Annotated in this window: 26 protein-coding genes; 13 read left to right on the top strand and 13 right to left on the bottom strand. The window is 67.1% G+C overall.

The window, feature by feature from the left end; all coding sequences use genetic code 11:
- Nucleotides 1–77 precede the first annotated feature (77 nt).
- Nucleotides 78–674 (top strand): NAD(P)H-dependent oxidoreductase, encoded by a 597-nt coding sequence (locus tag U858_RS0128280; protein ID WP_025140482.1) that lies wholly within the window; start codon nucleotides 78–80, stop codon nucleotides 672–674.
- A 25-nt stretch (nucleotides 675–699) separates the two neighbouring features.
- Nucleotides 700–1,308 (top strand): TetR/AcrR family transcriptional regulator, encoded by a 609-nt coding sequence (locus tag U858_RS0128275; protein WP_025140481.1) that lies wholly within the window; start codon nucleotides 700–702, stop codon nucleotides 1,306–1,308.
- A gap of 29 nt (nucleotides 1,309–1,337) precedes the next feature.
- Here U858_RS0128275 and U858_RS0128270 read toward each other — a convergent pair whose 3' ends face one another.
- The 3 genes from U858_RS0128270 to U858_RS0128260 all read right to left on the bottom strand — a co-directional run bounded on the left by U858_RS0128270 (nucleotide 1,338) and on the right by U858_RS0128260 (nucleotide 4,305).
- Nucleotides 1,338–2,081 (bottom strand): hypothetical protein, encoded by a 744-nt coding sequence (locus tag U858_RS0128270; RefSeq protein ID WP_232786618.1) that lies wholly within the window; start codon nucleotides 2,079–2,081, stop codon nucleotides 1,338–1,340.
- A 146-nt stretch (nucleotides 2,082–2,227) separates the two neighbouring features.
- Nucleotides 2,228–3,256 carry a MerR family transcriptional regulator gene (locus U858_RS0128265; protein WP_025140479.1) on the bottom strand — a complete coding sequence of 343 codons (1,029 nt, stop codon included), beginning with the start codon at nucleotides 3,254–3,256 and terminating at the stop codon, nucleotides 2,228–2,230.
- A 71-nt stretch (nucleotides 3,257–3,327) separates the two neighbouring features.
- On the bottom strand, nucleotides 3,328–4,305 hold the full coding sequence (locus tag U858_RS0128260) for an alpha/beta fold hydrolase (protein ID WP_029954395.1): 978 nt from the start codon (nucleotides 4,303–4,305) through the stop codon (nucleotides 3,328–3,330).
- A 68-nt stretch (nucleotides 4,306–4,373) separates the two neighbouring features.
- On the opposite strand from U858_RS0128260, the gene U858_RS0128255 reads away from it, so the two are divergent.
- Nucleotides 4,374–4,826, top strand: a complete 453-nt coding sequence (locus U858_RS0128255; protein ID WP_025140477.1) for an Rrf2 family transcriptional regulator — start codon at nucleotides 4,374–4,376, stop codon at nucleotides 4,824–4,826.
- On the opposite strand, the gene U858_RS0128250 is transcribed toward U858_RS0128255, so the two are convergent.
- Nucleotides 4,777–5,115 (bottom strand): hypothetical protein, encoded by a 339-nt coding sequence (locus U858_RS0128250; RefSeq protein WP_025140476.1) that lies wholly within the window; start codon nucleotides 5,113–5,115, stop codon nucleotides 4,777–4,779. The two genes, U858_RS0128255 and U858_RS0128250, sit on opposite strands and share 50 nt — an antisense overlap.
- 140 nt (nucleotides 5,116–5,255) lie before the next feature.
- Here U858_RS0128250 and U858_RS0128245 point away from each other — a divergent pair, with 140 nt between their 5' ends.
- The 7 genes from U858_RS0128245 to U858_RS0128215 all read left to right on the top strand — a co-directional run bounded on the left by U858_RS0128245 (nucleotide 5,256) and on the right by U858_RS0128215 (nucleotide 11,331).
- Nucleotides 5,256–5,936 (top strand): RraA family protein, encoded by a 681-nt coding sequence (locus U858_RS0128245; RefSeq protein WP_025140475.1) that lies wholly within the window; start codon nucleotides 5,256–5,258, stop codon nucleotides 5,934–5,936.
- Nucleotides 5,933–7,225, top strand: coding sequence for an aminotransferase class I/II-fold pyridoxal phosphate-dependent enzyme (locus U858_RS0128240; protein WP_025140474.1), 1,293 nt, complete (start codon nucleotides 5,933–5,935; stop codon nucleotides 7,223–7,225). The genes U858_RS0128245 and U858_RS0128240 overlap by 4 nt, the downstream gene beginning before the upstream one ends.
- 79 nt (nucleotides 7,226–7,304) lie before the next feature.
- The gene (locus U858_RS0128235) at nucleotides 7,305–8,126 is read left to right on the top strand and encodes an ABC transporter substrate-binding protein (protein ID WP_025140473.1); all 822 of its coding nucleotides are present in this window, start codon (nucleotides 7,305–7,307) and stop codon (nucleotides 8,124–8,126) included.
- Nucleotides 8,127–8,142: 16 nt separating this feature from the next.
- Complete coding sequence (locus tag U858_RS0128230) at nucleotides 8,143–8,832, top strand: amino acid ABC transporter permease (protein WP_025140472.1); 690 nt, start codon at nucleotides 8,143–8,145, stop codon at nucleotides 8,830–8,832.
- Nucleotides 8,825–9,514 carry an amino acid ABC transporter permease gene (locus tag U858_RS0128225; RefSeq protein ID WP_025140471.1) on the top strand — a complete coding sequence of 230 codons (690 nt, stop codon included), beginning with the start codon at nucleotides 8,825–8,827 and terminating at the stop codon, nucleotides 9,512–9,514. Before U858_RS0128230 ends, U858_RS0128225 begins: the two co-directional genes overlap by 8 nt.
- Nucleotides 9,515–9,537: 23 nt before the next feature.
- Nucleotides 9,538–10,272, top strand: coding sequence for an amino acid ABC transporter ATP-binding protein (locus tag U858_RS0128220; RefSeq protein WP_025140470.1), 735 nt, complete (start codon nucleotides 9,538–9,540; stop codon nucleotides 10,270–10,272).
- Nucleotides 10,273–10,389: 117 nt separating this feature from the next.
- Nucleotides 10,390–11,331, top strand: a complete 942-nt coding sequence (locus U858_RS0128215; protein ID WP_025140469.1) for a LysR family transcriptional regulator — start codon at nucleotides 10,390–10,392, stop codon at nucleotides 11,329–11,331.
- A 6-nt stretch (nucleotides 11,332–11,337) separates the two neighbouring features.
- On the opposite strand, the gene U858_RS0128210 is transcribed toward U858_RS0128215, so the two are convergent.
- The 6 genes from U858_RS0128210 to imuA all read right to left on the bottom strand — a co-directional run bounded on the left by U858_RS0128210 (nucleotide 11,338) and on the right by imuA (nucleotide 19,466).
- A complete protein-coding gene (locus tag U858_RS0128210) occupies nucleotides 11,338–11,724 on the bottom strand; it encodes an I78 family peptidase inhibitor (protein WP_025140468.1) in 387 nt (128 codons plus the stop codon).
- Nucleotides 11,725–11,830: 106 nt separating this feature from the next.
- On the bottom strand, nucleotides 11,831–13,051 hold the full coding sequence (locus U858_RS0128205; RefSeq protein ID WP_025140467.1) for an MFS transporter: 1,221 nt from the start codon (nucleotides 13,049–13,051) through the stop codon (nucleotides 11,831–11,833).
- A gap of 54 nt (nucleotides 13,052–13,105) precedes the next feature.
- Nucleotides 13,106–13,984, bottom strand: a complete 879-nt coding sequence (locus U858_RS0128200; protein WP_025140466.1) for an amidohydrolase — start codon at nucleotides 13,982–13,984, stop codon at nucleotides 13,106–13,108.
- A gap of 132 nt (nucleotides 13,985–14,116) precedes the next feature.
- Nucleotides 14,117–17,341, bottom strand: a complete 3,225-nt coding sequence (locus tag U858_RS0128195) for an error-prone DNA polymerase (RefSeq protein WP_025140465.1) — start codon at nucleotides 17,339–17,341, stop codon at nucleotides 14,117–14,119.
- Nucleotides 17,342–17,368: 27 nt separating this feature from the next.
- On the bottom strand, nucleotides 17,369–18,838 hold the full coding sequence (locus tag U858_RS0128190; protein ID WP_025140464.1) for a DNA polymerase Y family protein: 1,470 nt from the start codon (nucleotides 18,836–18,838) through the stop codon (nucleotides 17,369–17,371).
- Nucleotides 18,768–19,466 carry a translesion DNA synthesis-associated protein ImuA gene (gene imuA / locus U858_RS0128185; protein ID WP_025140463.1) on the bottom strand — a complete coding sequence of 233 codons (699 nt, stop codon included), beginning with the start codon at nucleotides 19,464–19,466 and terminating at the stop codon, nucleotides 18,768–18,770. Before imuA ends, U858_RS0128190 begins: the two co-directional genes overlap by 71 nt.
- A gap of 291 nt (nucleotides 19,467–19,757) precedes the next feature.
- Between imuA and U858_RS0128180 the strand changes: the two genes are divergently transcribed.
- The gene (locus tag U858_RS0128180; RefSeq protein ID WP_232786617.1) at nucleotides 19,758–19,919 is read left to right on the top strand and encodes a hypothetical protein; all 162 of its coding nucleotides are present in this window, start codon (nucleotides 19,758–19,760) and stop codon (nucleotides 19,917–19,919) included.
- A 2-nt stretch (nucleotides 19,920–19,921) separates the two neighbouring features.
- Here the strand turns inward: U858_RS0128180 and U858_RS0128175 are convergent, their stop codons facing one another.
- Complete coding sequence (locus U858_RS0128175) at nucleotides 19,922–21,469, bottom strand: amino acid permease (protein WP_369797744.1); 1,548 nt, start codon at nucleotides 21,467–21,469, stop codon at nucleotides 19,922–19,924.
- Between the two features lie 55 nt (nucleotides 21,470–21,524).
- Between U858_RS0128175 and ypfH the strand changes: the two genes are divergently transcribed.
- Nucleotides 21,525–22,241, top strand: a complete 717-nt coding sequence (gene ypfH, locus U858_RS0128170; protein ID WP_025140460.1) for an esterase — start codon at nucleotides 21,525–21,527, stop codon at nucleotides 22,239–22,241.
- 40 nt (nucleotides 22,242–22,281) lie between these two features.
- Nucleotides 22,282–23,082: an IclR family transcriptional regulator gene (locus tag U858_RS0128165; RefSeq protein ID WP_025140459.1), complete on the top strand. Its 801-nt coding sequence runs from the start codon at nucleotides 22,282–22,284 to the stop codon at nucleotides 23,080–23,082.
- A 102-nt stretch (nucleotides 23,083–23,184) separates the two neighbouring features.
- Here U858_RS0128165 and U858_RS0128160 read toward each other — a convergent pair whose 3' ends face one another.
- Both U858_RS0128160 and U858_RS0128155 read right to left on the bottom strand, forming a co-directional pair.
- Complete coding sequence (locus tag U858_RS0128160) at nucleotides 23,185–23,967, bottom strand: SDR family NAD(P)-dependent oxidoreductase (RefSeq protein ID WP_029954386.1); 783 nt, start codon at nucleotides 23,965–23,967, stop codon at nucleotides 23,185–23,187.
- Between the two features lie 103 nt (nucleotides 23,968–24,070).
- Nucleotides 24,071–25,069, bottom strand: coding sequence for a tripartite tricarboxylate transporter substrate binding protein (locus U858_RS0128155; RefSeq protein WP_025140457.1), 999 nt, complete (start codon nucleotides 25,067–25,069; stop codon nucleotides 24,071–24,073).
- Between the last annotated feature and the right edge of the window lie 22 nt (nucleotides 25,070–25,091).

Below are 25,091 nucleotides of genomic sequence, written 5' to 3'. Positions count from 1 at the left end.
CCGGGCAGGGGCTTTCATAACCTACTAAAAGTAGGCTACGATTGGTACATAGCAACTTCACCCCAGAGGTCCCCGACATGCATGCGCTTATCGTTGTCTCCCACCCTGACCCATCTTCCTTGACGCACGCCATTGCGAATCACGTGGCGCAGGGCGTCACGGCGTCCGGCTCGCAGCATTCGTTTGAAATCGCGGACCTGACCGCGGAAGGCTTCAACCCTACCTTCACCCGGCAAGACTCGGCCTTGCTGCTGTCGCGCGGCACGCCGCCGGCCGATGTGGCTGCCGAACACGCACGGATCGACCGCGCCGATGCGCTGGTGCTGGTCTACCCGGTGTACTGGTGGTCGTTTCCAGGCCTGCTCAAAGGCTGGATCGACCGCGTGTTCACCAACGGCTGGGCCTATGACGACGACATGGAAGGCAAGCTGGTCAAGAAGCTGGAACGCCTGAACGTGCACTTGATTGCCAATGGCGGCGCCGATATGCGAACCTACGCCCGGCATGGCTATTTCGGTGCGATGAAAACGCAGATCGACCACGGCATCTTCGGTTATTGCGGCGCGCGTGTCGCTTCGTCGGAATTGATGGTGCCGTCGGATGCGGGTTTTCCGACGTCGCACCTGGATGCCGCCCTTGCCATCGGCCAACGCATCTTTGCCGCGCCGCGATGATTCAAAACCCCTGAACCGAGACCTCATGCCTGCTGCCCCAGCCCCCGAACCCCGTCGCCGTTTCACGAAGGAAGGGCGGCTGCGGCAGCTATTGGATGTGTCCTGGCAGTTGATCCGCGATGAAGGCACCGACGCGCTGACGCTGGGGCGGCTGGCGCAAGAGGCGCAGGTGTCCAAACCCGTGGTCTACGACCATTTCGGTACGCGCAATGGCTTGCTGGCCGCGCTGTACCAGGATTTCGACCTGCGCCAGACGGCCATCATCGACGAGGCCATCGCGGCCAGCAAATCCACGTTGAAGGACTTGGCCGACGTCATTGCATCGCGGTATATCGCATGCGTGTTGACGCAGGGCCGCGAGATTCCCGGCGTGCTGGCGGCGCTGGACGGCTCGCCGGAACTGGCCGCCGTGAAACGCCAGTACCAGCATGCCTTCATTGAAAAATGCCAGCAGATCTTTTCGCCGTTGGCGGGTTCGAAGACGCTGACCCTGGCCAGCCTGTGGGGCATGCTGGGGGCGGCCGACGCGCTGTCGCAGGCGGCGGTGGAAGGCGAGATCACCCCCGACCAGGCGCGGGAAGAGTTGGTTCAGACCATTTTGAACATGGTCAAGCGTCGGTCACGCGAGCCTTGATTCTTATTTGGCGGATTCATTTGGCGGATTCATTTGGCAGAATCGCGATAGGCGACGGCGTACAGAGCCGTCAGCACGAACGTGATCGGCACGCACAGCAAGACGCCCACTGCGCCCCACAGGGCATCGATATTCGTCAGGTCGCGCCGCAGTTCGACCAGGTCGCTATTGAAATAGCCGGCCACCGAGACCAGCAACAGCAGCATCGCCATCAGCGGCCAGCGCGGATAGCGCATCGTGGCGCGAATGCTGCGAAAGCCGTATTCACCGGTAGCCGCCACGCGCGGCAGGCACAAGCCATACACGGCCAGCAGGTAGCAGACCGGCACCCAGATCAGCAATTGCACGGCCACCAGCGCGGCCCAGAAGCGCGCATCTTCCGCGCCGTTGAGCAATACGTAGACGATGAACGGCACGTCGCCGTTGGCGCGGGTCAGCACGGCCAGAGCAATGGCGAACAGGGCCAGCAGCACCAGATGGCGCGCTTCGCCCGTACTGCCTTGTGTGGCATCGCTGCGGCCGGCATCGCCAAGGACTACCACGCGATGCCAGGCGTACGTCATTTTTGCAAAGGCGATCAGGTTGACCAGCGCCAGCACGACCCACAGCAGGTCGATGCGCTGGTACAGGCGCGTGGTCATCAGGGCGAATGGCAGCGACAACGTGAAAATGGCCAGCGACCACGGCGCGGCGGCCAGCATGGCGCTGCCTTGCCGGCGCAGGGTGTGCGCAGTTTCAGCGATAAAACGACCCGCCCCGAGTGTGTTCGACACAAGATTCCTAGCTGGAAATAATGGGCCTCGTTTATACCCCAGCCGCGGCATCAAGTATGAATAATGGTTTCAGACTGAGAACATTATTGTCGGGCGGCGAATGGTGCAGGACGCGTCGCCGCCCGATAACGGTCAATCCTCGACGATCAACGCGCTGCGGCTAACGCCGCCATGGCTTGTCGCATGAAGGTCAGCGTGGCGTCGTCGGTCCAGGTGCCGGTGGTGAGCGCGGGCTCGGTCATGAGCGCATGGCGGAATTTCGCGTGGGTTGCGGGGTTGTTGCCGGCGTAGGTGCGGAACAGTTCCAGCCATTGCTGTGCCAGCTGGAGGCCGGTGGCAGAGTCGGGCGCGTGTCCGGCGTCAATGGCATCCCGTACCCGCGCCATCAAGGCCGGCCATTCGCCGACGCGGTCGTGATAATGCGCCCGCATGAACCGGGCTTCTTCCGGCGTCAGGTGCTTTTCATACAGCCGCAGTTTGCTTTCGGAGAAGGCGCGTACGACATAGTCCCGCATGGCCGGCGATATGCCGATGTGTTCCTGCATGGCCGGTTCCTGCTCGTGCATCTGGTTCAGTTTCACGAGCAGGCGCGGGTCGCGGTTGGTGTCGTGCAGCAGTTGCGTCATCCAGCGCAGCGCCAGCGCTTGCGATTGCGTGTCTTCGGGCGGGGCGCCGCTGTCCATCTGCTGCCGCACTTCCTTGATCAGTGCGATCCAGTCGGCGTCGCCGTCGCGGCTGCGGCTGTACATGGGCAAGCGTGCCAATTCTTCCGGGGAAAAGTATTTGTCGTACATGGTCATCAGTTCCAAAGTGGTCAGCCAATCGGCCAGCTCCGGTTCGGCGCCCCTGGCCAACTGGCCTTGCAGCTGCGCGAGACGTTCGCGCAGCCGGGCGGCCTGTTGGATCTGGCGGTCGAGCATCGTGATCTGTTTGGCGATGATCTCGTCCAGCGGGGTGCCGGGCTGGTCCAGGGTGGCGCCGATTTCGGCCAGCGGCAGTCCGAAGCGACGCAATGCCTGAATCTGATGCAGTCGGGCAATGTCGTCGCGGCCGTATAGCCGGTAACCGTTGTCGGCGCGCGCCGAAGGCGTCAAGAGGCCGATCGCGTGATAGTGGTGCAGCGTGCGGACGGTGAGTCCGCTGCGCTTGGCCAGTTCTCCGACTTTCAGTCGCATGAGGTTCCTTCGTTGTCTACGCAGGCCGGACTTTGGGGGATGACGTTACGTGAGGGTCAAGCGGGGGGATATTAAAGACTGCGCAGGAAATCGATCAACGCCCGGTTGACCTGCTGCGGCGCTTCCTGCTGCAGCCAATGCCCCGCGCCGGGAATGATTTCACGGGCGCGCAATTGCGGCACCAGGGCGGGCATGGCGTCGATGATCTGGTCCATGCCGGGAATGGCCAGGCCGGTGTCGCGTTCGCCCACCAGAAACAGGGCGGGTACGTCGACTTTTTTGCCTTCCAGCGCGCCCTGCAATGCCCAGTTGCGGTCCAGGTTGCGGTAGTAGTTCAAGCCGCCCCGAAAACCGCTGGCTTGATAGCTTTGGACGAACACCGCCAGGTCTGATTCGGTCAGCCAGGCGGGCAAGGTGCCGGGCACGGGCAGGGCATCGAGCAGGCCGCGCCCGGTGGGCACCATGCCGAAGGGGTTGGGCGTGGCGGGGTCGTTGCGCGGCCCGGCATCGCCCGACGCGGCGAAATAAATGGCACGCAGGGTGGCGTCGACGTCGCGTTCGAATTCCCGTTCGGCCACGCCCGGTTCGTTGAAGTAATGCGTGTAGAAGCGGGCGGCGTCGGTCTTGGGGAACAGGCGGCTGGGCGGGAGGGGCGCGCGGCCCATCATGGGGACGCCCAGCGCGGCCACGGCCCGAAAACGGTCGGGGCGCAGTTGCGCGGCTTGCCAGGCGATGTTGGCGCCCCAGTCGCCGCCGACGATCACGGCGGTGTCGGCGCCTTCGCTGTCGAGCAGGGCGACCAGGTCGCCGATGACGTCCAGCGTGGTGTAGGCGGCCGCGTCTGCCGGGCGGTCGCTGGCGCCGTAGCCGCGCAGGTCGGGCGCTATGGCTCGGAACCCCGCCTGGGCCAGGGCGGCAAGCTGGTGGCGCCAGGCATAGGCGGTTTCAGGAAAGCCGTGGCACAGCAGGACAAGGGGGCCGTCGCCTTGGGCGGTGACGTGCAGCGTGATGCCGTTGACGGTGACGTGGTGGGTTTGCAGATCGGTCATGGTGGGGCTCGCAGGCGGTATCCAGTGCGGATATAATACCGTAACAGTAAAGGTTACGGTATTTCAACATGGCCTACGACACCCGCTTTGCCCGCCTGCTGCATGTGCTGGTCCACATGCATCTGCGCGGCGGCACGACCACGTCCGGCACGCTGGCGCAGATGCTGCATACGAACGAGGTCGTGGTGCGGCGGACCATGGCGGCGCTGCGTACGGCGGGTATGGTGACGTCGACCGGCGGGCGCAAGGGGGGCTGGACGCTGGCCCGGGCGCTGGACACCCTTACGGCGCGCGACGTGTACGAGGCCATCGGCCACGGCGCGGTATTCACGATCGGGCCGGCTGACGATAATCCGGCGTGCCCGGTGGAGCGGGCGGCGAACCAGCTGGTGGCGCAGGCGCTGGGCGAGGGCGAAGCCGCGTTGTTGCAGCGGCTTGGGGGGACGGTGTTGTCGGACCTGGCGGCGCAGATCACTCCTCAGGCGGCATCCGATCGGCAAACTCCTCAGCCGACAGGCTGAAATCCTCGATCAAGGCGTTGCTCAATTCAGGGCACACGCTGCCCTGCATCTGCCGCAACCAGTGGTGGAATTCGGCAAAGAATGCATCGGTAGCCGACGTCAGTTCAAACACCCCCGAATCCGTATGCGTCAGCGCGAGCGCGGCCACGATGCGCTGGAACTGCGTGGGATGGGCGGCGATGTTGTGCGGCGGCACCTGCATCAGCGCCCGGATCAGCTTCATTTCCTGGGCCAGGTCCAGGATGGTCGGCAGGCCGGCCAGTTGCTTGCTCAGGCTATGGATGTCCATGTCTTTGTCCCTCCAGCAGTGCTATCCACGAAAATAATTCGTAGATAAGCGGGAATTTATATCGTTTTGAGGAATAGGGCGCGCGGCTTTGTAATGCAGGTTCGCTTAACGCCGTTCACGCTTTGAAGACTTTCCTCTCTATGAATCCCATCGGATACCGCATTCTCCCCCGGTCCGCGCCCGCCGTCTCTGCCGACGTGCTGGCCGGTTTTGCCGCCATCGGGTCGGCCCAGATCAGCGACTGCATGAATCGCCTGTACGGCGTTGCCGGGCTGCGGCCGCTGCATGCCGGCCACCAGCGCACGGTGGGCCTGGCGCTGACCGTGAAGACCCGCCCGGGCGATAACCTGATGATCCACAAGGCGATTTCGCTGGGTGGCGCGGGTGACGTGATCGTGGTGGATGGCGCGGGCGACACCAGCAACGCGCTGGTCGGCGAGCTGATGATGATGGACGCGCAGGGCCGCGGCATCGAAGGCTTCGTGATCGACGGCGCGGTGCGCGACCTGGACGTGTTTGCGCAGGGCCAGTTCGGCTGCTTTGCGCGGGCGGTGTCGCACAAGGGGCCGTACAAGGACGGCCCGGGCGAGATCAATGTGCCGGTGTCGGTGGGCGGCCAGGTGGTCAACCCCGGCGACGTGGTGGTGGGCGATGCCGATGGCGTGGTGGTGATTCCCGCCGAGCACGCCGAAGCGGTGCTGGCGCTGGCCATGAAGAAGGAAGCCGACGAAGCCGTGGCCAAGGAAAAGCTGCGCGCTGGCACGTACACCAAGCCCTGGCTGGACAAGACGCTGGCCGAGAAGACCGGAGGCGCGAAATGAGCCAAGCAACCGCTGGCCATACCGGCGCCGAGAGCGGCCGCCCGGTGGCCCCGAGCGCAGCCGCAGCCGCGCCCGCGCGCCCCAGCATCGTCGCCGACCGCATCAAGCGCATCAAGCTGTCGCCCAGCGTGGCGGCGCGCGCCATCATTGCGGAACTGCGCGAGCAGGGCCGCCGCATCATCGACCTGACGATCGGCGAGCCGGATTTTTCAACGCCCGAACACATCCGCCAGGCGGCCACGGCGGCGATGAACCGCGGTGAAACCAAGTATCCGCCGGCCCAGGGCACGGTGGCGCTGCGCAAGGCGGCCCGCGGCCATCTGCTGGAGGCGACCGGGGTGGACTACCCGGTGGCCCGCATCATCGTCAGCACGGGCGCCAAGCAGGTGATCTTCAACGGCCTGGCCGCGACGCTGAACGACGGCGACGAGGTGCTGATTCCCGCGCCGTTCTGGGTCTCGTACCCGGACATGGTGCTGGTGAACGGCGGCGTGCCGGTGGCGGTGGCGGTGGCGACGACGCCGGCCACGGACTACAAGCTGACGCCCGACGCGCTGGAACGCGCCATCACGCCGCGCACCAAGTGGCTGATGATGAACGCGCCGAGCAATCCGACGGGCTCGGTCTACACTGCCGACGAGCTGCGCGGCCTGACCGAGGTGCTCAAGCGCCATCCGCAGGTGTGGCTGATGACGGACGACATCTACGCGCGCCTGAATTTCACGGACACGCCCACGGTGCATCCGCTGCAGGTGGCGCCCGAACTGGCCGACCGTACGCTGGTGGTCAACGGCGTGTCCAAGGCCTACGCGATGACCGGCTGGCGCATTGGGTATGGCGCTGGGCCGGACGAACTGATCAAGGCCATGGCGATTCTGCAATCGCAAAGCACGTCGGGCGCATCGTCGGTAAGCCAGGCGGCGGCGCTGGAAGCGCTGGCCGGCCCGCAGGATTGCGTGGCCGAATTCGCCCGGGTGTTCCGCGAACGCCGCGACTTGGCGGTGGCCGAATTGTCGGGCACGCCGGGGCTGGACATCGTGGTGCCGCAAGGCGCGTTCTACGTGTTTCCGGACTGCTCGGACCTCTTGGGCAAGCGTACGCCGGGCGGCGATGAGATCCGCACCGATACCGACCTGACGCATTACCTGCTGCGCGAAGCCGGCGTGGCGGTGATCGATGGCCACGCGTATGGCGCGCCGGGCACGTTCCGGTTGTCGTTCGCGGCATCGCTGGACGATATCCGCCAGGGGTGCTCGGCGATCCGCGAGGCGTGCGCCAAGCTGGTGTAGGGCGATGGCCCGCGCTAGGGTGCCTGTGCGCCGCGCGGGCCTATTTTTTTCTTGACCATAACCACAAGGGGAATCAACCATGACTTACCGTTCACGCATCGCCGCCTGCCTGGGCCTGGCCACGCTGTTGCTGGGCACTGCCGCCCAGGCCGACCAGGTGGCCGACATCAAGGCGCGCGGGGAATTGATCTGCGGCACGCTGGGCACCTCGCAGCCGTTCAGCTTCCAGGACGCCGCGTCGCGCCAATTGGTGGGCTATGACGTCGACGTGTGCAAGCTGGTGGCCGACAAGCTGGGCGTGAAGGTCAGCTACAAGCTGCTGTCGGTGGCGGCCCGCGTGCCCGAACTGAACGAAGGCCGGGTCGACATCCTGGCGGCCAACCTGGGCTATTCGCCGGACCGCGCGCAGCAGATCGCGTTCAGCCACGCCTACTACGTCAGCCCGCAGAAGCTGCTGGTGCGCAAGGATTCGGGCCTGGACACGATTGAATCGCTGAACGGCCGCCGCATCGGCGCGACCAAGGGGTCCAGCTCGGAACGCGAGATCAAGCGCATCCTGGACAAGTCGCAGGTCATTGGCTATGGCGACAGCTCGGCCACCTACCTGGCCCTGCAGCAAAAGAAGGTGGATGCGCAGTTTGCGTCTGAACTGGTGCTGGCGCGCCTGGTGCTGCAAAGCCCGCCCACGGCGCCGGTCAGCGTGATTGCCAAGTCGGTGTTCGACGAGCCCTGGGGCCTGGGCGTGCGCAAGACGGAGCCGGGCTTTCTGCAAGTGGTGAACCAGGCGCTGGACGAAGCCGAAAGCTCGGGCGTGGCCGCGCAGCTCTTTGACAAGTGGTTTGGCGCGCAGACGCCGTACAAGCTGGAGCGCGGGTTCAAGATCGGCCCCATCGCGGGTTGAGCGGCGGTTGCGTTTCATGAGCCTACTTGACGCTTCGCAATACCAGCTGCTGGTGAGCGGCATGGCGGTGACGCTGCAGCTGTTCCTGGTGTCCTGGGTGATGGCCTTCACGATCGCGGTGACGCTGGTCGTGGTGCGGGCCACCAACCTGGCGCCGTGCCGCTGGCTGGTCGATGCCTATGTGGAATACCACCGCAACGTGCCGCTGCTGGTGCAGGTGCTGTTCTGGTATTTCGGCATGCCCGAGCTGCTGCCGGAAGGTTTCCGGCTGTGGCTGTATCAGCACAACGCCGAGATGTCGCTGGCGGCCATCGCCCTGGCGCTGGGGTCGGCCGCGTACATCGCGGAAGACATCCGCAGCGGGCTGCGCGCCATTCCCGGCACGCAGTTCGAGGCGGCCCGGGCGCTGGGCGCCAGCTACCTGCAATGCATGCGGTTCGTGATCGTGCCGCAGGCGGTGCGGATTTCGATTCCGCCGCTGGTGGGCCGCGCCTTGCTGCTGTTCAAGAACACCAGCGTGGCCATGGCCATCGGCGTGATGGAACTGACCTACCAGGCGCGCGAGATCGAAAACGAAACCTACCGCACCTTCGCCACCTTTGGCGCCGCCACACTTATGTACCTGCTGGGATCTTTCCTGATCATGCTGATCGGTTCGCGCATCTATGCCCGCTACCGCCTGAATCGCGGAGGCCACGGTGCTTGATCTGCTATTGCAATACTGGCCCACGCTGCTGGTCGGCCAATATCCGAATGGCCCCCTGGGCGGCCTGGCGCTGACGCTGATCCTGGCGGCCTGCGGCCTGGCCTTGTCGCTGCCGCTGGCGCTGGCCATCGCGCTGGCGCGGGTCAGCCCCTATGGCTGGCTGCGCGTGGCCAGCAAGACGCTGGTCAACGTGGTGCGGGGCATGCCGCTCTTGATGCTGATCTTCTGGGCCTATTTCGTGGTGCCCAAGCTGACGGGGCAGGTGATCAGCGGCTTCTGGACGCTCATCGCCGCGCTGGTGGTGTACGAAAGCGCCTACCTGTCGGAAGTGATCCGCTCGGGCATCGAGGCGGTGCCGCGCGGCCAGATCGAGGCGTCGCGCTCGCTGGGCGTGGGCTACTGGACGACGATGCGGCGGGTGGTGTTGCCGCAGGCGCTGTTCAACGTGCTGCCCAGCCTGACCAGCCAGTTCGTATCGACGGTGAAGGAAACCTCGCTGGGCTACGTGATCAGCGTGAACGAACTGACGTTCGCGGCCAACCAGGTCAACAACCTGGTGCTGACGCAGCCGCTGCAGGTGTTCGGCATCCTGGCGATTATCTACTTCGTGGTGTGTTTCAGCCTGAGCCGCGGCCTGTCGTGGCTGGACCTGCGCATCCGCCGCCAACGCGCCATGGCCTGAGCCGGCGCCAACGGAATCTTTTCATGATCAAGCTTGAGAAAGTCAATAAATGGTATGGCGAGCACCACGTCCTGAAGGACGTGGACCTGTCGGTGGCGCGCGGCGAAGTGCTGGTGGTGTGCGGGCCGTCGGGCTCGGGCAAGTCGACCATGATCCGCACGGTGAACCGGCTGGAGCCCATTGAGAAAGGCCGCATCCTGATCGATGGCGCCGACATCTACGCCAAGGGCGCCAACCTGAACGCGCTGCGCCAGAAGATCGGCTTCGTGTTCCAGCAGTTCAACCTGTTTCCGCACATGAGCGTGCTGGAAAACGTGATCTTCGCGCCGGTCAGCATCCGCAAGCAGCCGCGCAAAGAGGCCGTGGAACTGGCCCGCCAGTTGCTGGCGCGAGTGGGGCTGGAGCACAAGATCGACGCCTATCCGGGATCGCTTTCCGGCGGCCAGCAGCAACGCGTGGCGATTGCGCGGGCGCTGGCCTTGCAGCCGCCTGTGATGCTGTTCGACGAACCCACCAGCGCGCTGGACCCCGAGATGGTGGGCGAGGTGCTGCAGGTGATGAAGGGCCTGGCCAAGGACGGCATGACGATGGTCTGCGTGACCCACGAAATGGGGTTCGCGCGGGATGTCTGCGACCGGGTGGTGTTCATGGACGCGGGCGAGATCCTGGAAATGGATACGCCGGAACGCTTTTTCAGCGCGCCCAGCCATCCCCGGGCGCAGCGTTTCCTGGTGGACATCCTGCATCCGCGCGGGTAGGCGGCGTCTTGCGCAGGGCCGGCCGCCTGGCGGGCGCTTGCGCAGGCCTTGGGGCAGCGCGGCGCCGCGGTCGACGATAATGTGAGGGTTTCCATGCGATTCGCATCTACCGCCGCGATGTACACCCTTAAACAGCTAGAGGCCTTCTACTGGAGCTCGCAACTGGGCAGCTTCAGCGCCTCGTCGCGCAAGCTGCACACGACCCAATCGGCCGTGGCCAAGCGGGTGGGCGAGCTGGAAGCCTTTGCCGGGGCGCCGCTGTTCGAGCGCCGCGCCAAGAAGCTGGTCATGACCCCGCAGGGGCGCAAGCTGTTCGAACTGGCCCGCGAAATGCTGGACCTGAACAGCCGCATCGTGCAGAACATGGCCGACCCGGCCAGTTTCGAAGGCGTGGTGCGGCTGGGCGTGACCGAGCTGGTCGGCATGACCTGGCTGGCGCGGCTGGTCAGCCAGATCAGCCTGCGCTATCCGCGGGTGCAGCTGATGCCCGAGATCGACGGCGGCATCACGCTGTATGAACGGCTGGAACAAGACCAGCTGGACCTGGCGATCATGCCGGGTCCGTTCTGGAGCTACCAGTACGACTGTGTGCACCTGGGGGCAGTGACCAACGTCTGGATGGCCAGCCCGGCGCTGGACATCGATTTTTCGGCGCGGCTGACGCCGCAGGACCTGGCGCCGTATCCGGTGATTTCGCAGCCCACCAATTCGGCCTTGTCGCACCTGTACGATGCCTGGTTCGCCGAACAGGGCCTGCCGGTCAAGCGGGTGCTGACCTGCAACAGCCTGGGCATGATGGCGCAATTGACGATGCTGGGCCTGGGCATCAGCTACCTGCCGGGCGCCTATTTCGCGCCGCTGGTCGAGCGCGGCGCGCTGTGCCAGCTGGACGTCAAACCCGACCTGCCCACCATCAATTACTACGCGGTGCACAAGAAGAACATCGTCAATCCGGTGGTATCGCGGGTGATCGATATTGCGCGCGAGGAATGCGGCTTCGAGGTCGCGGGGGCCTTCTTGCCGCATGTGCCGCCGGCCGCCCGGCCGGGCGAGGCGTAGCCGGGCTTAACCGCAGCGGATGGCGGTCATGACGTCCTGTTTGTCCACGATCAGGTTCAGGCGGGTGTCGTTGTATTCCATGGTGACCAGTTGGCCCGGGCGCAGGATGCGGCCGGTGGTGGCGCCGCTGCGGCCGCGCAGGTCTTCCAGGACGGCGGGGGTGGCCTTCTGGCCGATCTGCGATTGCAGGCCGCTGGCGTCGCAGGTCTTGCCGGTGGGGCGGCCCGACGACGAGGCGCCGTAGGACGGGCTGGACGAGGAGTCGGAAGCGGAAGCCGGGCTGCTTGAGCTGGAATCGGTGGACGCGGAAGCGGACGAGGAACGCGGGGCTCCGGTATTGGCGCAGGCGCTCAGCGCGGCGACCAGCAGGACGGGAATCAGCTTGCGAATCATGAATTACTCCTGAAAGATGTCCGAGGCGCGTTCACCGTGAAAGTTTCAGCGCCGGGGAAAAACATCATAGACCAGCCGCCTGCGCCGCGCTTGCCGGGGAAAATATCTATTCCAGTTGGCGCCCCTTGGTCTCGGGCAGCAGCAGCGCCGTCAAGATGACGACGGCATAGGCGCCTGCCGCGAACACGCCGATCGCCCAGCCCAGGCCGTGCTGCTGGCTGAGAAACCCCACCAGACTGGGAAACAGGGCGCCTACGCCGCGCCCGAAGTTGTAAGCAAAGCCCTGGCCGGTGGCGCGGACGTTCGAGGGGAACAGTTCGGTGAGGTAGGCGCCGATGCCGCTGAAAATACCCGAGGATGCGAAGCCCAGCGGAAAGCCCAGCACCAGCATCTGGCCGTTGGTCAGGGGCAGTTGCGTATAGACGTAGACGCTGACCGCGGACAGCACGGAGAAAACCAGCAGGTTGGCGCGGCGGCCCAGGCGGTCGGCGAGGTAGGCGCCGGTGATGTAGCCGCAGAATGAGCCCGCGATGATGACGAGCAGGTAGCCGCCGGTATTGAGTACGGACAGATTGCGTTCGACTTTCAGGAAGGTCGGCAGCCAGGTGGTGATCGCGTAGTAGCCTCCCTGGACGCCGGTGCACAGCAGCGACGTGACCACGGTGGTCTTGAGCAGGGCGGGCGAAAAGATGGTCCAGAAGGATGCCGCCGCGATGCCGCTGGCTTGGCGTCGCTGGAACATTTCGGGTTCGGGGACGTGCTTGCGGATGTAGAGCACCAGGAAGGCGGGCAGCACGCCGATCCAGAACAGGCTGCGCCAGGCCCATTCAGGCGGCAGCACGGAAAACGCCAAGGTGTAGAGCAGGGCGGCGGCGCCCCAGCCCACGGCCCATCCGCTTTGCACGGTGCCTACCGCTTTGCCGCGATGCTGGGCGCGGACGATTTCCCCCATCAGCACCGAGCCGACGGCCCATTCGCCGCCAAAGCCCAGGCCTTGCAGGGCGCGCAGGACGAACAGTTGTTCAAAGTTCTGCGCGAAGCCGATGGCGACCGTGCAGACTGAAAACCAGATGATGGTGTATTGCAGGATGCGCACGCGGCCGTAGCGGTCGGCCAGGATGCCGGCCAGCCAGCCGCCCACCGCCGAAAACAGCAGGGTGACCGTACCCAGCATGCCGGCCTGGCCCTTGTCGATATGCCAAAGGGTCATCAGGGTGGAAATCACGAAGGTAAAGACCATGAAGTCCAGGGCGTCGATGGCCCAGCCGCCGAACGCGCCGATGAAGGTGCGACGCTCGGTCGTATTCAATTCTCGAAACCATTGCATGCTGTGTCTCAGTGATGGGGGGACGGACGTTTCGGTACGGCGGCCGCGGCGATCTCAGATCGCGGCAAAGCCGTAGAGGTGTTGGGGGTTGGTGACGAGGATGCGTTGGCGCAGGTCGGCGTCGGGCGCCCAGTCAGCCAGCTGGTTGCGCAGGCGGCCGGTGTCGACCATGCGGGGGATGTGTACGTGGGGCCAGTCGCTGCCCCAGAGCATCCGGTCGGGCGCCGTCTCGATCAGCGCACGCGCCCAGGGCGTGACGTCGTCGAAGTCGTCGAAGCGTTCGCTGATGCGATAGGCGCCGGACAATTTGACCCACCAGCCGTGGTCTCGCACCAGGTGCTGCATGACCTGAAAGCCCGGGCTGTGGATGCCGTCTGCGACGGGGGCATGGCCCATGTGGTCGATCACGCCGACGACGGGCAGCCGGCGCATGCGGGGCAAGAGCTCAGGCAGGCGGCGTGCGTCCAGCAGGAATTGCAGGTGCCAGCCGCGTTCGGCGCAGCGGTGGGCCAGGGTTTCCATGGCGTCAAAGCCGATGCCGCCGCCGAACAGGACATTGATGCGCAGGCCGCGCACGCCGGCAGCATGCATGGCGTCGAGCTCGCGGTCGCTTGCCGACGGGTCGACTACGCCGACCCCACGCAGACGTTGCGGGTGGCGCCGCAGCACTTCCAGGAAGTAGCGGTTGTCGGTGCCGTGGACGCTGATCTGCACGAGGACGCCGCGCGTCATGCCGGTGGCGTCCAGCATGGCCAGGTAAGAGGTTTCAGGGGCGGGCGGCGGCGTGTAGGTGCGTTCTGGGACGAAGGGGTAGGCGTTGTTGTCGGCGGCGATGACGTGGGCATGCGTGTCGCAAGCGCCTGCAGGCAGGGGGAACCGGGCGGCGGCGACCGTGGGCAGGGGGCCCAGGCAGAGCGGAGGGGCGGCGGGCATGAAACGTGTCCTTGCGGGGGAGGGTTGCGAAGGACACTATCGTAGATAAGAAAATTGCGTATGTGATCAAAAGCGCCGGGATATAGGACGGGCAGAGAGAACCTGCAAAGGTTTGCTTGCGGACGCCAAGTCTTAATGGAAATTGCGGCTGGGCGTACTGAGTCCGCCGAGCAGGTCGGACAGGTCCACCAGCCGCTGCGCGATCAGGTGGCGCACGCCGTCGACGTTCTGCCAGGTGCCGTACACGCCGAGCAGGCTGGAACCGAGCAGTTCGCGGCGCTGGCGTTCGATCAGTTCGGGGCGTACCACCACGTTGACGGGGCCGGTTTCGTCTTCGAGGGTGACGAAGATGACGCCCTTGGAGGTTTGCGGCCGCTGGCGCACGGTGACGATGCCGCAGGCGCGGGCCACGCGCTTGTCGGGGTAGCCGTTGAGCACGGCGGCAGGCTGGAAGTTGCGCGCGGCCAGTTGCGGGCGCAGCAGGTCTACGGGATGGCGCCGCAGGGTCAGGCCGACGCTGCGGTAGTCGGCCGCGACGGTCTGGCTTTCGGACGGGGCGGCCAGCACGGGGGCCTCGGTTTCGTGGATGGAGGCGTCGCGCAGCAGATCGCGGCTGTGGACGCTGGCGGCGGCTTCCCAGCTGGCCTGGCGGCGATGGCCGGCCAGGGTCAACAGGGCGTCGCTGGCGGCCAGGGCATTGAGGTCGTGGCGGTTCAGGGCCGCGCGGCGGGCCAGGTCGCCGGTATTGGCGAAGGGGGCGTCGGCGCGGGCGGCTTCGATGCGGTGCGCGGTGTCTTCGCGCAGGCCCTGGATAAGGCTCAGGCCCAGCCGCACGGCGGGGCGGGTTTGGTCAGCGGGCGGCGCGTGCGGATGCGCGGGGCGCGGCGCTTGCCCGTCGGGCAGGGCTTCCAGCGCCGAGTCCCAGCCGCTGACGGTGACGTCTGCCGGCAGGACCCGCACGCCGTGGCGGCGGGCGTCCTGCACCAGTTGCGCCGCGGGGTAAAAGCCCATGGGCTGGGAATTGAGCAGGGCGGCCAGGAAGGCCTCGGGTTCGTGGCGCTTGAGCCATGAGCTGGAATAGGCCAGCAGGGCGAAGCTGGCGGCGTGGCTTTCAGGAAAGCCGTATTCGCCAAAGCCTTCGACCTGCCGGAACAGGGCTTCGGCGAATTCCAGCGTGTAGCCGTGGGCCAGCAGGCCGCCCACCAGCTTGGTGCGGTATTTGTCGACGCCGCCCTTGCGTTTCCAGGCCGCCATGGACCGTCGCAACTGGTCGGCTTCGCCGGGCGTGAAGCCGGCCGCGACCACGGCGATCTGCATGACCTGTTCCTGGAAGATGGGCACGCCCATGGTGCGGCTGAGCACGCCGCGCACGCGTTCGCTGGGGTAGCTTTCTTTTTCGCGGCCCTGGCGACGGCGCAGATAGGGGTGCACCATGCCGCCCTGGATCGGGCCGGGCCGCACGATGGCCACCTGCACCACCAGGTCGTAGTATTTGCGCGGCCGCAGGCGCGGCAGCATGCTCATCTGGGCGCGCGATTCGATCTGGAACACGCCGACGGTGTCGGCGTCGCAGATCATGTCGTAGGTGGGGTCGTCGCCTTCGGGGATGTCTTGCAGGCGCAGCGGCTGGCCGCGGCGCTGGCCGGCCAGTTCCAGCGTGCGCCGCAGCGCCGACAGCATGCCCAGCGCCAGCACGTCGACCTTGAGCAGCTTGAGCGCGTCCAGGTCGTCTTTGTCCCATTGCACGACGCTGCGGTCGGCCATGGCGGCGTTTTCGATGGGCACCAGCCGCGACAGCTTGCCGCGCGAAATCACAAAGCCGCCCGGGTGCTGCGACAGGTGGCGCGGAAAACCCATCAGGGTCTGGGCCAGCGCGGCCCACTGGCGCGCCACCTGGGATTCGGGGTCCAGCCCGCAGGCGCCCAGGGTGCGCAGCATTTCCTTCTTGCCGTCCCACCACTGGTGGGCGCGGGCCACGGCGTCGATCACGCCCAGGTCGACGCCCAGCGCACGGCCGGTGTCGCGCAGCACGCTGCGCGGCCGGTAGGAAATCACCACGGCGGTCAGGGCGGCGCGCTGGCGGCCGTATTTTTCGTAGATGTACTGGATGACTTCTTCGCGGCGCTGGTGTTCGAAGTCGACGTCGATGTCGGGCGGCTCGTTGCGTTCTTTGCTGATGAAGCGTTCGAACAGGTTGTTGCCGCGCTGCGGGTCGACTTCGGTGATGCCCAGGCAATAGCAGACGGCCGAGTTGGCGGCCGACCCGCGGCCCTGGCACAGGATGCCGGCCTTGCGGGCGAACAGCACGATGTCGTAGACGGTCAGGAAATAGGCTTCGTAGTGCAGGTCGGCGATCAGGGCCAGTTCTTTTTCGATCTGCTCGGAGACGTTGGCCGGCACCCCGGCCGGAAAACGCCGCGCGGCGCCGGCCAGGGTTTCCTGGCGCAGGAAGGTGGCGGGCGTGTGGCCGCGCGGGACGATTTCGTCGGGGTATTCGTAGCGCAGTTCGTCCAGCGAAAACGCGCAGCGGCGCGCCACCACCAGGGTCTGGGCCAGGGCGTCGGGCGGATACAGGTTGGCCAGCCGCATGCGGCTGCGCAGGTGCTGTTCGGCATTGCCGGCCAGCGCGTAGCCGCACTGTGCCACGGACTGATGCGTGCGAATGCCGGTCAGGGTGTCGTGCAGGGGCTTGCGCGAACGCACGTGCATCTGCACCTGGCCCAGGGCCACCAAGGGCAGGTCGGCGGCTTGCGCGGCCTGTTCGACGGCGGCGCGATGCAGGTCATCGCGCGAGCGGTACAGCAAGGTCAGGCCGACCCAGGCGCGGCGTTCGAAGGTGGCGGCCAGCCAGCGCGCCTGCTGGGCCATGCGGTCGGGGTCGTCGCCGTAGGTGGGCGACAGGATGGCCAGGCATTCGGGCAAGTGGCGCAGGTGCGCATAGCCGGGCGGCGGGGCGGTGAAGTCTTCGGGCGCCAGGCGGTATTCGCCCTTGGGGGCGCGGGTGCGCGCCAGGGTGATGAGTTCGGACAGGTTGCCGTAGCCCTCGCGGGTCTGCGCCAGCAGGGTCAGGTCCAGCGGCGCGGCGTCGGGGCCGGCGCGCAGCCGGAAGGTGGCGCCGATGATGAGCGGCAGCTTCTGGGTCTTGGCTTCCATGTGGGCCCGCACCACGCCGGCCAGGCTGCATTCGTCGGTGATGGCCAGGGCCGCGTAGCCGAGTTCGGCGGCGCGGGCGGCGAGTTCTTCGGGGTGCGAGGCGCCTTGCAGGAACGAGAAGTTGGACTGGCACTGCAGTTCGGCATAGCCGGGCAGCCCGATCAGCGGATCGGGGGCATCAGGGGAATCGTCGAACGGTTGCATGGCGGATCGCGGGGCAGAAGGGCGCCGTCAGGCGTACAGGCCGTGCAGGAACCAGCGGGCGTGTTCGTCGTCGCGTTCGCGGTAGATCCAGTAGCGCGCGCGGGCGTCGTCTTCGGCCACGAAGTAGTCGCGCACGGTCAGGGCCGGGTCCCACCAGCCGCTTTCGATGCGTTCGGGGCCGCGCATCAACCGCAGGGCCTGGCCGGCGTATTGCGGGCGGTGGCCGGACAGCTTCAGGGGCTGCGGCGGATCCAGCAGCCAGAAGGGGCGGTCGAGCGTGGCGGGCAGGGGCTCGGCGCGTTGCGGGGCATCCAGCGCATCGCCCCAGGAATTGGCGGCTTCGGGGCGGTGGTCGGGCGTGGGACAGGGGCGGCGCACCTGGTCGCGCCCCAGCCGCGCGGCCAGCAGGTCGAGCAGCCGGGCGTGGTCGGCCGCAGTGCCGCCAGGTTCGGGAAAGAGGGTGGTGCTGGCGGCCGGCTGGTCGACCGTGTCGGGGGCCAGCAGCGCCACCGCGATGACCGGGGCTTCGAGCGTCAGGCGGCCAAGCTTTTCGCGCAGCAGGTTGAGAATCTGGGGCGCCTGCCAGACGGGCTGGGCCAGGGCCAGTTCGAGTTCGGTGGGCGGGCGGGCGTGGCGGCCGCGTTCGTGGTCCAGCCGCAGCACCACGCGCCGCACCGCCAGTTGCCGCGCGGCCAGCCAGCCGCCCAGCTGTTCGGCCAAACGCCGCGCCACGGCCAGCACCGCGTCGGTGTGCTCGACGTAGTCCATGAGTTCGATGCGGCGCGAGAAGCTGGGCGGCGGTTCGATCCAGCGGTGCAGTTCGGGCGACTGGCCGTAGGCGGCATCCAGGGCCTGCAGCAGGTCGGGGGCGCTGCGCCGTTGCAGGCCGGCGCGGGGCAGCGCGCGCAGGTCGGCCAGCGTGTGGCAGCCGATGTCGTGCAGCCAGTCCAGGCGCGGCTGCGCCTGCGGCAACAGGGCCACGGGCAGGGCGTCCAGGCGGCGCGCCAACGTGGGCAGCGCCAGGGTGCGGCGCAACCGGGCGCGGCCCGGGCGGTGCGCCAGCAGCCAGGCGCCGGCCGCCGTGGGCGCCATGCCCAGCGACACGCGCAGGTCCAGCGCGCCCAGCGTGGCGGCCACGCGCCGGTGCAGGGCCCGCGGCCCGCGAAAGAATTGCAGGCTGGCGCCTACATTGAGCAGGATGGTGTCTTCGCCGGCCAGGGCGACTTCGGGGGTGTATTGCAGCAGCGCCAGGGCCGCGCCTTGCAGGGTGTCGGCTTCGGCCAGGGGCTCGCGCGTCAGCAGTTCGACGCCGGGGGCGATGGCCGCCGCGCCGCCGCGGCGCATGCCGGGGCGCACCCCGGCCCGATGGGCGGCGGGGGTGAGGGCGGCCACGCGTTCCTGGTCGAGGACCGCGTAGGCCTGGTCTTCATGCGGCCAGTGCGGGCGCAGGGCGTCCAGCGGCAGGCAGCGCAGGTAGGCGGCGATCCAGAGGCGCATGGCGGGAAGGCGTAAGGGCGCCGGGCTCGAGGCCTACGTACAGCGGGGTGTCGCAGACCGGCCCCCGGCGCTTGAGAATATGGACGGACAACCCGCCCGCGGCGGGCGCAAGCGCCAGGCGCAAGGGGGCGGGGGTGGCGTTTTGCGCCGCGCTGGCCGGGCGCAGGGCGACAAAGAGCAGGTCGCTGGCCTGGGCGGCCAGGTGCAGGCGGCGCAGGGATTCGGGGCGCACGTGGGGCAGCCAGCACAGCAGCGCGCCGCAACTGCCGTTTTTAAGGATCTGTTCGGCGGCCCAGAGGGCATCCAGGGGTTTTTCGGGGGCCACCCACAGCAGTTGCCGGGGATCGAGCCGCCAGCTCATCCAGCTGGCGATATGCGGGGCGTGCGGCGGCTGCACCAGCGCAATGGCGCGGCGGGTTTCCAGTTGCGCAAGGGCGGGACGCAGCAGGCGGATTTCGCCGATGCCGGGTTGCGGGGTAAGCAGTTCGATCAGCGAACCCAGCGGCCAGCCGCCATCGGGCAGCTCGGCCGACAGGGCGGCATGGCCGGTGGGCAGGCTGCGGGCGGCGCCCCGGGCAAGCTGGGTAGCGCGCCACACGGCGGGGTGGATGTGTTCTGGGGACGGCATGGCGGGCGGACGACCCGGTTTTCCTGGGGTTTGGGGTAGGTATTGCTGTATGAATATACAGTATTTTACCCCAGCGGCAAGTAGCGGAAAGTGTCCGAAAAATGCACCGATGTGGTGCATTTGAGACGGGTCCAGGGGTATCGTTACTGGCCCTGATAACCCCAGTCAGGGGCAGGCCGTGCGATTTGGCACAGGCAACTTTTTCGGGGCAGGGCGTGCTGGCTGCGCCTCCCGTTGGCTAACCAGGTAGATCAGATGGCATCACAACTTCAATGCTTGCACGGCGGCATCATGACGCAAGCACTTTCGGTCCGGGCCGCCCAGGACGAAAAGCGTGACTGGCAGACCCAGGAAGCGTTAACCGACGTTGAGGGTGGCCGCGTTGTCGATCACCAGGCCGTGCAAGCCTGGGCGGATAATCTCGGCACGGGTCAGCCCCGCGAGAACCGCTGATCTCAGGAACGCACCGCCACCGCCGGTTCATCCTGCCCAATCCCCGCCGCGCGATCGGCTTCCAGGCCGTAGAACTGCATGTCCTCGTAGCGGATCCAGTGCGACTTGCGTATCAGCCGGTGGCCGATCCAGAAGGCCAGGAACAACGGAATCGCCAGGTAGGTCGAGGCCACGCCGATCCAGTCGATGCGCTCGTCCAGAAAGGCCTGGTAGTTCTGGCCCAGCGTGACCAACAGGCACAGCACGAAGGCCAACAGCGGGCCGAACGGAAACAGGCCGGCCTTGTAGGGCAGGTTGGCCGTGTCGTAGCCGTGCTTGATGTAGCCCTGGCGGAAGCGGTAATGGCTGACCGCGATGCTCAGCCAGACGATGAATTCGGTCATGCCCGCGAAATTGAGCAGCCAGATGTAGACCGCCTTGGGGCTGTAGACCACGCTGAACATGCACAGGCAGGCAAGCGCGGTGGTGGCCAGCAGCGCGTACAGCGGCACGCCGCTGCGCGTCAGGCGCTTGAAGATCGCCGGGGCCTGGCCTTCGACGGCCATGTTGAACAGCATGCGCGTGGCGGCGTACATGCCGGAATTGCCTGCCGACAGCACCGACGTCAGGATCACCGCGTTCATCACGGTGGCCGCCGACAGCAGCCCGGCGTGCTGGAACACCAGCGTGAACGGGCTGACGGCCACGTCCTCGACCTCGTTGCGCAGCAGTTGCGGGTCGGTATAGGGAATGAGCAGGCCGATGATCAGGATGGCCAGCACGTAGAACAGCAGGATGCGCCAGAACACGTGGTTGATGGCGCGCGGCACGTTGCGGCGCGGGTTTTCGGATTCGCCGGCCGCCACCGCCACCAGCTCGGTGCCCTGGAACGAATAGGCCACCACCATGGCCACGCCCACCCAGGTGGCGGCGTTGCCCACGAAGGGCGCGTCGCCCACCGCCCAGTTGCGCATGCCCACCGGCGCGTCGCTGTGGATGATGCCGGCCAGCATGGCCACGCCCAGCACGATGAAGCACAGCACGGCCACGACCTTGATGATGGCGAACCAGTATTCGGCCTCGCCGAAGCTGCGCGCCGAAAAGGCGTTCAGCCCGAAGGTCAGGGACAGGAACAGGATGCTCCAGATCCATCCTGGCGTGTCGGGAAACCAGTACGCCATGACCAGTTGGGCGGCCACCACGTCCACCGCCACCACCGTGGCCCAACTCAGCCAGAAGTTCCAGCCCAGCGCGAAGCCGAAGCCGCCGTCCACATAGCGGGACGCATAGGTGCAGAACGAGCCCGATACGGGCATGAAGGTGGCCAGCTCGCCCAGGCTGGTCATGATGAAATAGACCATCACCCCGATCAGCAGGTAGACCATCAGCGCGCCGCCGGGGCCCGCCTGCGCGATGGCTGCGCCGGAGGCAATGAACAGGCCGGTGCCGATGGCGCCGCCCAGGGCTATCATGGTCAGGTGGCGTGCCTTGAGCACGCGGTGCAACTGGTTTTGGCCGGCCGGAGGATTTCCCGAGTCTGTCGTCGGTGTTTTCATGGAATGCGTCGAAATGCGTGTGGCGCGCATTTTACAATGGGCCTATCCAGTGCCTTTGCGGAGCCGTTACATGGCTGCTTTTTCCCCGATTTCCCGCTCGCTTGAATTCCTGCCCGAGCCCGGCACCGACGTGCGCCAGCTGTTCATCCTGCTGCACGGCGTGGGCGGTTCGCCCGACAACCTGTTGCCGCTGGCCGAGGCCGTGCGCGCCGCGTTTCCCGCGGCGGCGGTGCTGATTCCCGAAGGCTTCGAGCCCTTTGACGGCGGCGGCACGGGCCGCCAGTGGTTCTCGGTGCGCGGCGTATCCGAAGAAAACCGCCCCGAACGCGTGGCCCAGGCCATGCCGCCGCTGGAAGCCTATGTGCGCCAGGCCCAGGCCCGCTTTGGCCTGCTGCAGTCCGACACCGCGCTGGCCGGCTTTTCGCAGGGCGCCATCATGGCGCTTGAACTGGTGCAGGCACACGACGGCATGGCCGGACGCGTGATCGCCTTTTCGGGCCGTTATGCGCAGTTGCCCAAGGCCGCGCCGCAATACACCACCTTGCACCTGCTGCATGGCGCCGACGACCCCGTGATGCACGTGTCGCACATTCAGGCCGCGCAGGCGCGGCTGGACGAACTGCACGGCGACGCCACCATCGACATCGCCACGCACGTGGGCCACGAGCTGCACCCGGCCCTGATCCAGCGCGCCATCGTGCGCTTGCAGACCTGCGTGCCGCTGCGCAGCTGGGAAGCGGCGCTGGGCCTGAACCAGACGCCGCCCGACGGCGCCACGCTGCATTGAACCCGCGCGCCCGAACGTCTTGCCGGACGAGGGCTGTCCGATGAGCCCCGCGAAATCTGCCGCCGCGCGCGAGACGGACCCCGTTGGCGGCGCGCAAAGCATCTTCCGGGTGCTGCGCATCCTGAAATACGTGGGCGCGGCGCCCGCGCGCGGCGTGGGCCTGACCGACGTGGTGCGCGAACTGGGCCTGACCCCGCCCACCGCGCACCGCATGCTGGCGGCGCTGCTGCAGGAAGGCTTCCTGTCGCTGAACCCCAAGCTCAAGACCTACAGCCTGGGGCGCGAGTCTTACATTCTGGGGCTGGCGGCCGAAAGCCGCCATGGCATCAAGGCCATCGCCGAATCGGCGGTGCTGCGCCTGGCCCAGTCCACCGGCGATACCAGTTTCCTGTCGGTGCGCTCGGGCCACGAGGCCGTGTGCGTCGACCGCAAGACGGGCGATTTCCCCATCAAGATCCTGACGCTGGAAGTGGGCCACCGCCGCCCGCTGGGCGTGGGGGCGGGCAGCCTGGCGCTGCTGGCGTTCCTGCCCAATGACGACATCGAACGGGTGCTGGCGCGCTATGACGCGTCGGCCGCGCCCGACCTGCCGTCCACCGCCATGCTGCGCGAGGACATCGCCGCGGCGCGCAAGCACGGTTATGCGCTGAACCCGGGCCGCATCATCCCCGATATGCTGGGCGTGGGCGTGCCGGTGTTCGACCGCGCGCAGCACGTGGTGGCCGCGTTGAGCGTGGCGGCGATCCGCTCGCGCCTGTCGGGTGCGCGCTTGCAGGAAGTGGTGGCATCGCTGCAGCGCGCTGCCACGGAATTGGCCGCGGAACTGGCGCCACGGGCCTGACAGGCCCGGCAAGCGCCTGACCGGCATCGCTGACCAGGCCTGGCCGGCCTCGCCGCGCAATGCGGAAAACCGGCCCCGCCACGCAAGGCGGCAAACCGGCCGCTACCGCCCCGCGCAGGACTTGCCGCCGTCCACCGGCAGGCATACCCCGGTGATGTAGCGGGCTTCGTCGCTGGCCAGGAACAGCGCGGCATGGGCCACGTCCCAGGCGTCGCCCATGCGGCCCATCGGGCTGGCCGCGTTGCGTCGGCGGCGCATTTCCTCGACGTCTTCGAACTGGCCCGCGATCTGCGCGTAGATCAGCGGCGTGTCCATCACGCCCGGCAGCACCGCGTTGACGCGGATGTTGTCGGGCGCATAGCGCACCGCCAGCGCCCGGGTCAGGTGGTTCAGGCCGGCCTTGGCGGCGTAGTACGAGGTGTAGGGATAGGTGTTGACCTGGATCGACGCCAGCGACGAGATGTTGACGATGCTGCCGCCGCCCTGGGCCAGCATGACCGGCAGCACGTGCTTGCAGGTCAGGAACACGCCGGTCAGGTTGGTGTCGATGACGCGGTGCCAGCTTGCTTCGCTAGCCTCGATGGGGTCGCCCATTTCGGTGATGCCGACGTTGTTGTGCAGCACGTCGATGCGGCCGGCCTGCTCGCGCATGGCCTGCACCACCGCCAGGATCTGGCCGCTGTCGGTGACGTCGGCCGCCAGCGCGGTGCAGCGTCCGCCTTCGTCCAGGATGATCTGGCGGGTTTCCTCGGCCGATTCGGGCCGCAGGTCCACCGCGAACACGTGCGCGCCTTCGCGGGCATACAGGGCCGCGGCGGCGCGGCCGTTGCTCCAGCCCGGCCCGGACGAGCCGGCGCCGAACACCAGGGCCGTCTTGCCCTGCATGCGCCGGCCCGCGCCGGGCCGGACCGAATCCGATTGATCCGAGCCACGCAGCCCCGGGTTCGACCGGCCCTCGTGGGATTGCCCCCTCTCTGCCTGGCCCATGTCAGTCCGCCGAGATATGGGCGAAGTCGGCCACCTTCTTCCACTTGGCCACGTCTTCCTTGATCATCGCGGCGAAGGCCTGGGGCTGGTCGGCCACCACGTAGGCGCCCACGCCGGCGTACTTGGCCTGCACGTCCGGGTCGGCCAGGGCGCGGCGCGAGGCCTCGCTCAGCTTGGCCAGGATGGGGGCGGGCAGGCCGGCGGGGGCCAACAGGCCGTTCCACATTTCGGCGTCGTAGTCGGGCAGGCCGACCTCGGCAAACGTGGGCACGCCGGGCAGTTGCGGCAGCCGCTTCTTGGCGGCCACCACGATGGCGCGCAGGCTGCCGGACTGGATGTGCGCCATGGACGAGGCCGCCGTGTCCCACAGGATGGGCACCTGGCCGGCGATGACGTCGTTCAGCGCCGGGCCGGTGCCGCGATACGGCACATGCATCATGTCCAGCCCCGACAGCGATTTGTAGTATTCCATCGCCATGTGGGTGGCGCCGCCGTTGCCCGACGAGGCGTAGGAATACTTGCCCGGTGCGCCCTTGATCAACGCGAAGAACGCGGCGTAGTCCTTGGCCGGGAAGTTCTTGTTAACCACGATCACGCCCGGCACGCGAATGATCTGCGTGACCGGGGTGAAGTCCTTGACGGCATCGTAGGGCAGGTTCTTGTACACCGCCGAATTGGTGCCGTTGGTGCTGGACGTGCCCAGCAGCAGGGTGTAGCCGTCCGGCGTGGCGCTGGCCACGGCGCGCGAGCCCACCGTGCCGCCCGCGCCGCCACGGTTTTCCACCACCACGGGCTGGCCGATCTGCTTGCCCAGCGCTTCGGCAAAGATGCGGCCCACCACGTCCGACGTGCCGCCCGGCGGGAAGGGCACGATCAGGCGGATCGGGCGGTCGGGGTAGTTGCCGGCGTTGCTTGCCGCATTGCCTTGGGCAGCAGCAGGGCCTGCCAGGGCAGCGGCCAGGGCGGCGGCGCCCAGGGTCAGCCAGTTGCGGATTTTCATGGTTTGTCTCCTCGCTTGGGAT

It is taken from the genome of Achromobacter sp. DH1f (assembly GCF_000633435.1).
Lineage (GTDB): Bacteria > Pseudomonadota > Gammaproteobacteria > Burkholderiales > Burkholderiaceae_B > Achromobacter > Achromobacter deleyi.
This window is presented reverse-complemented; position numbering and strand designations above follow the sequence as displayed.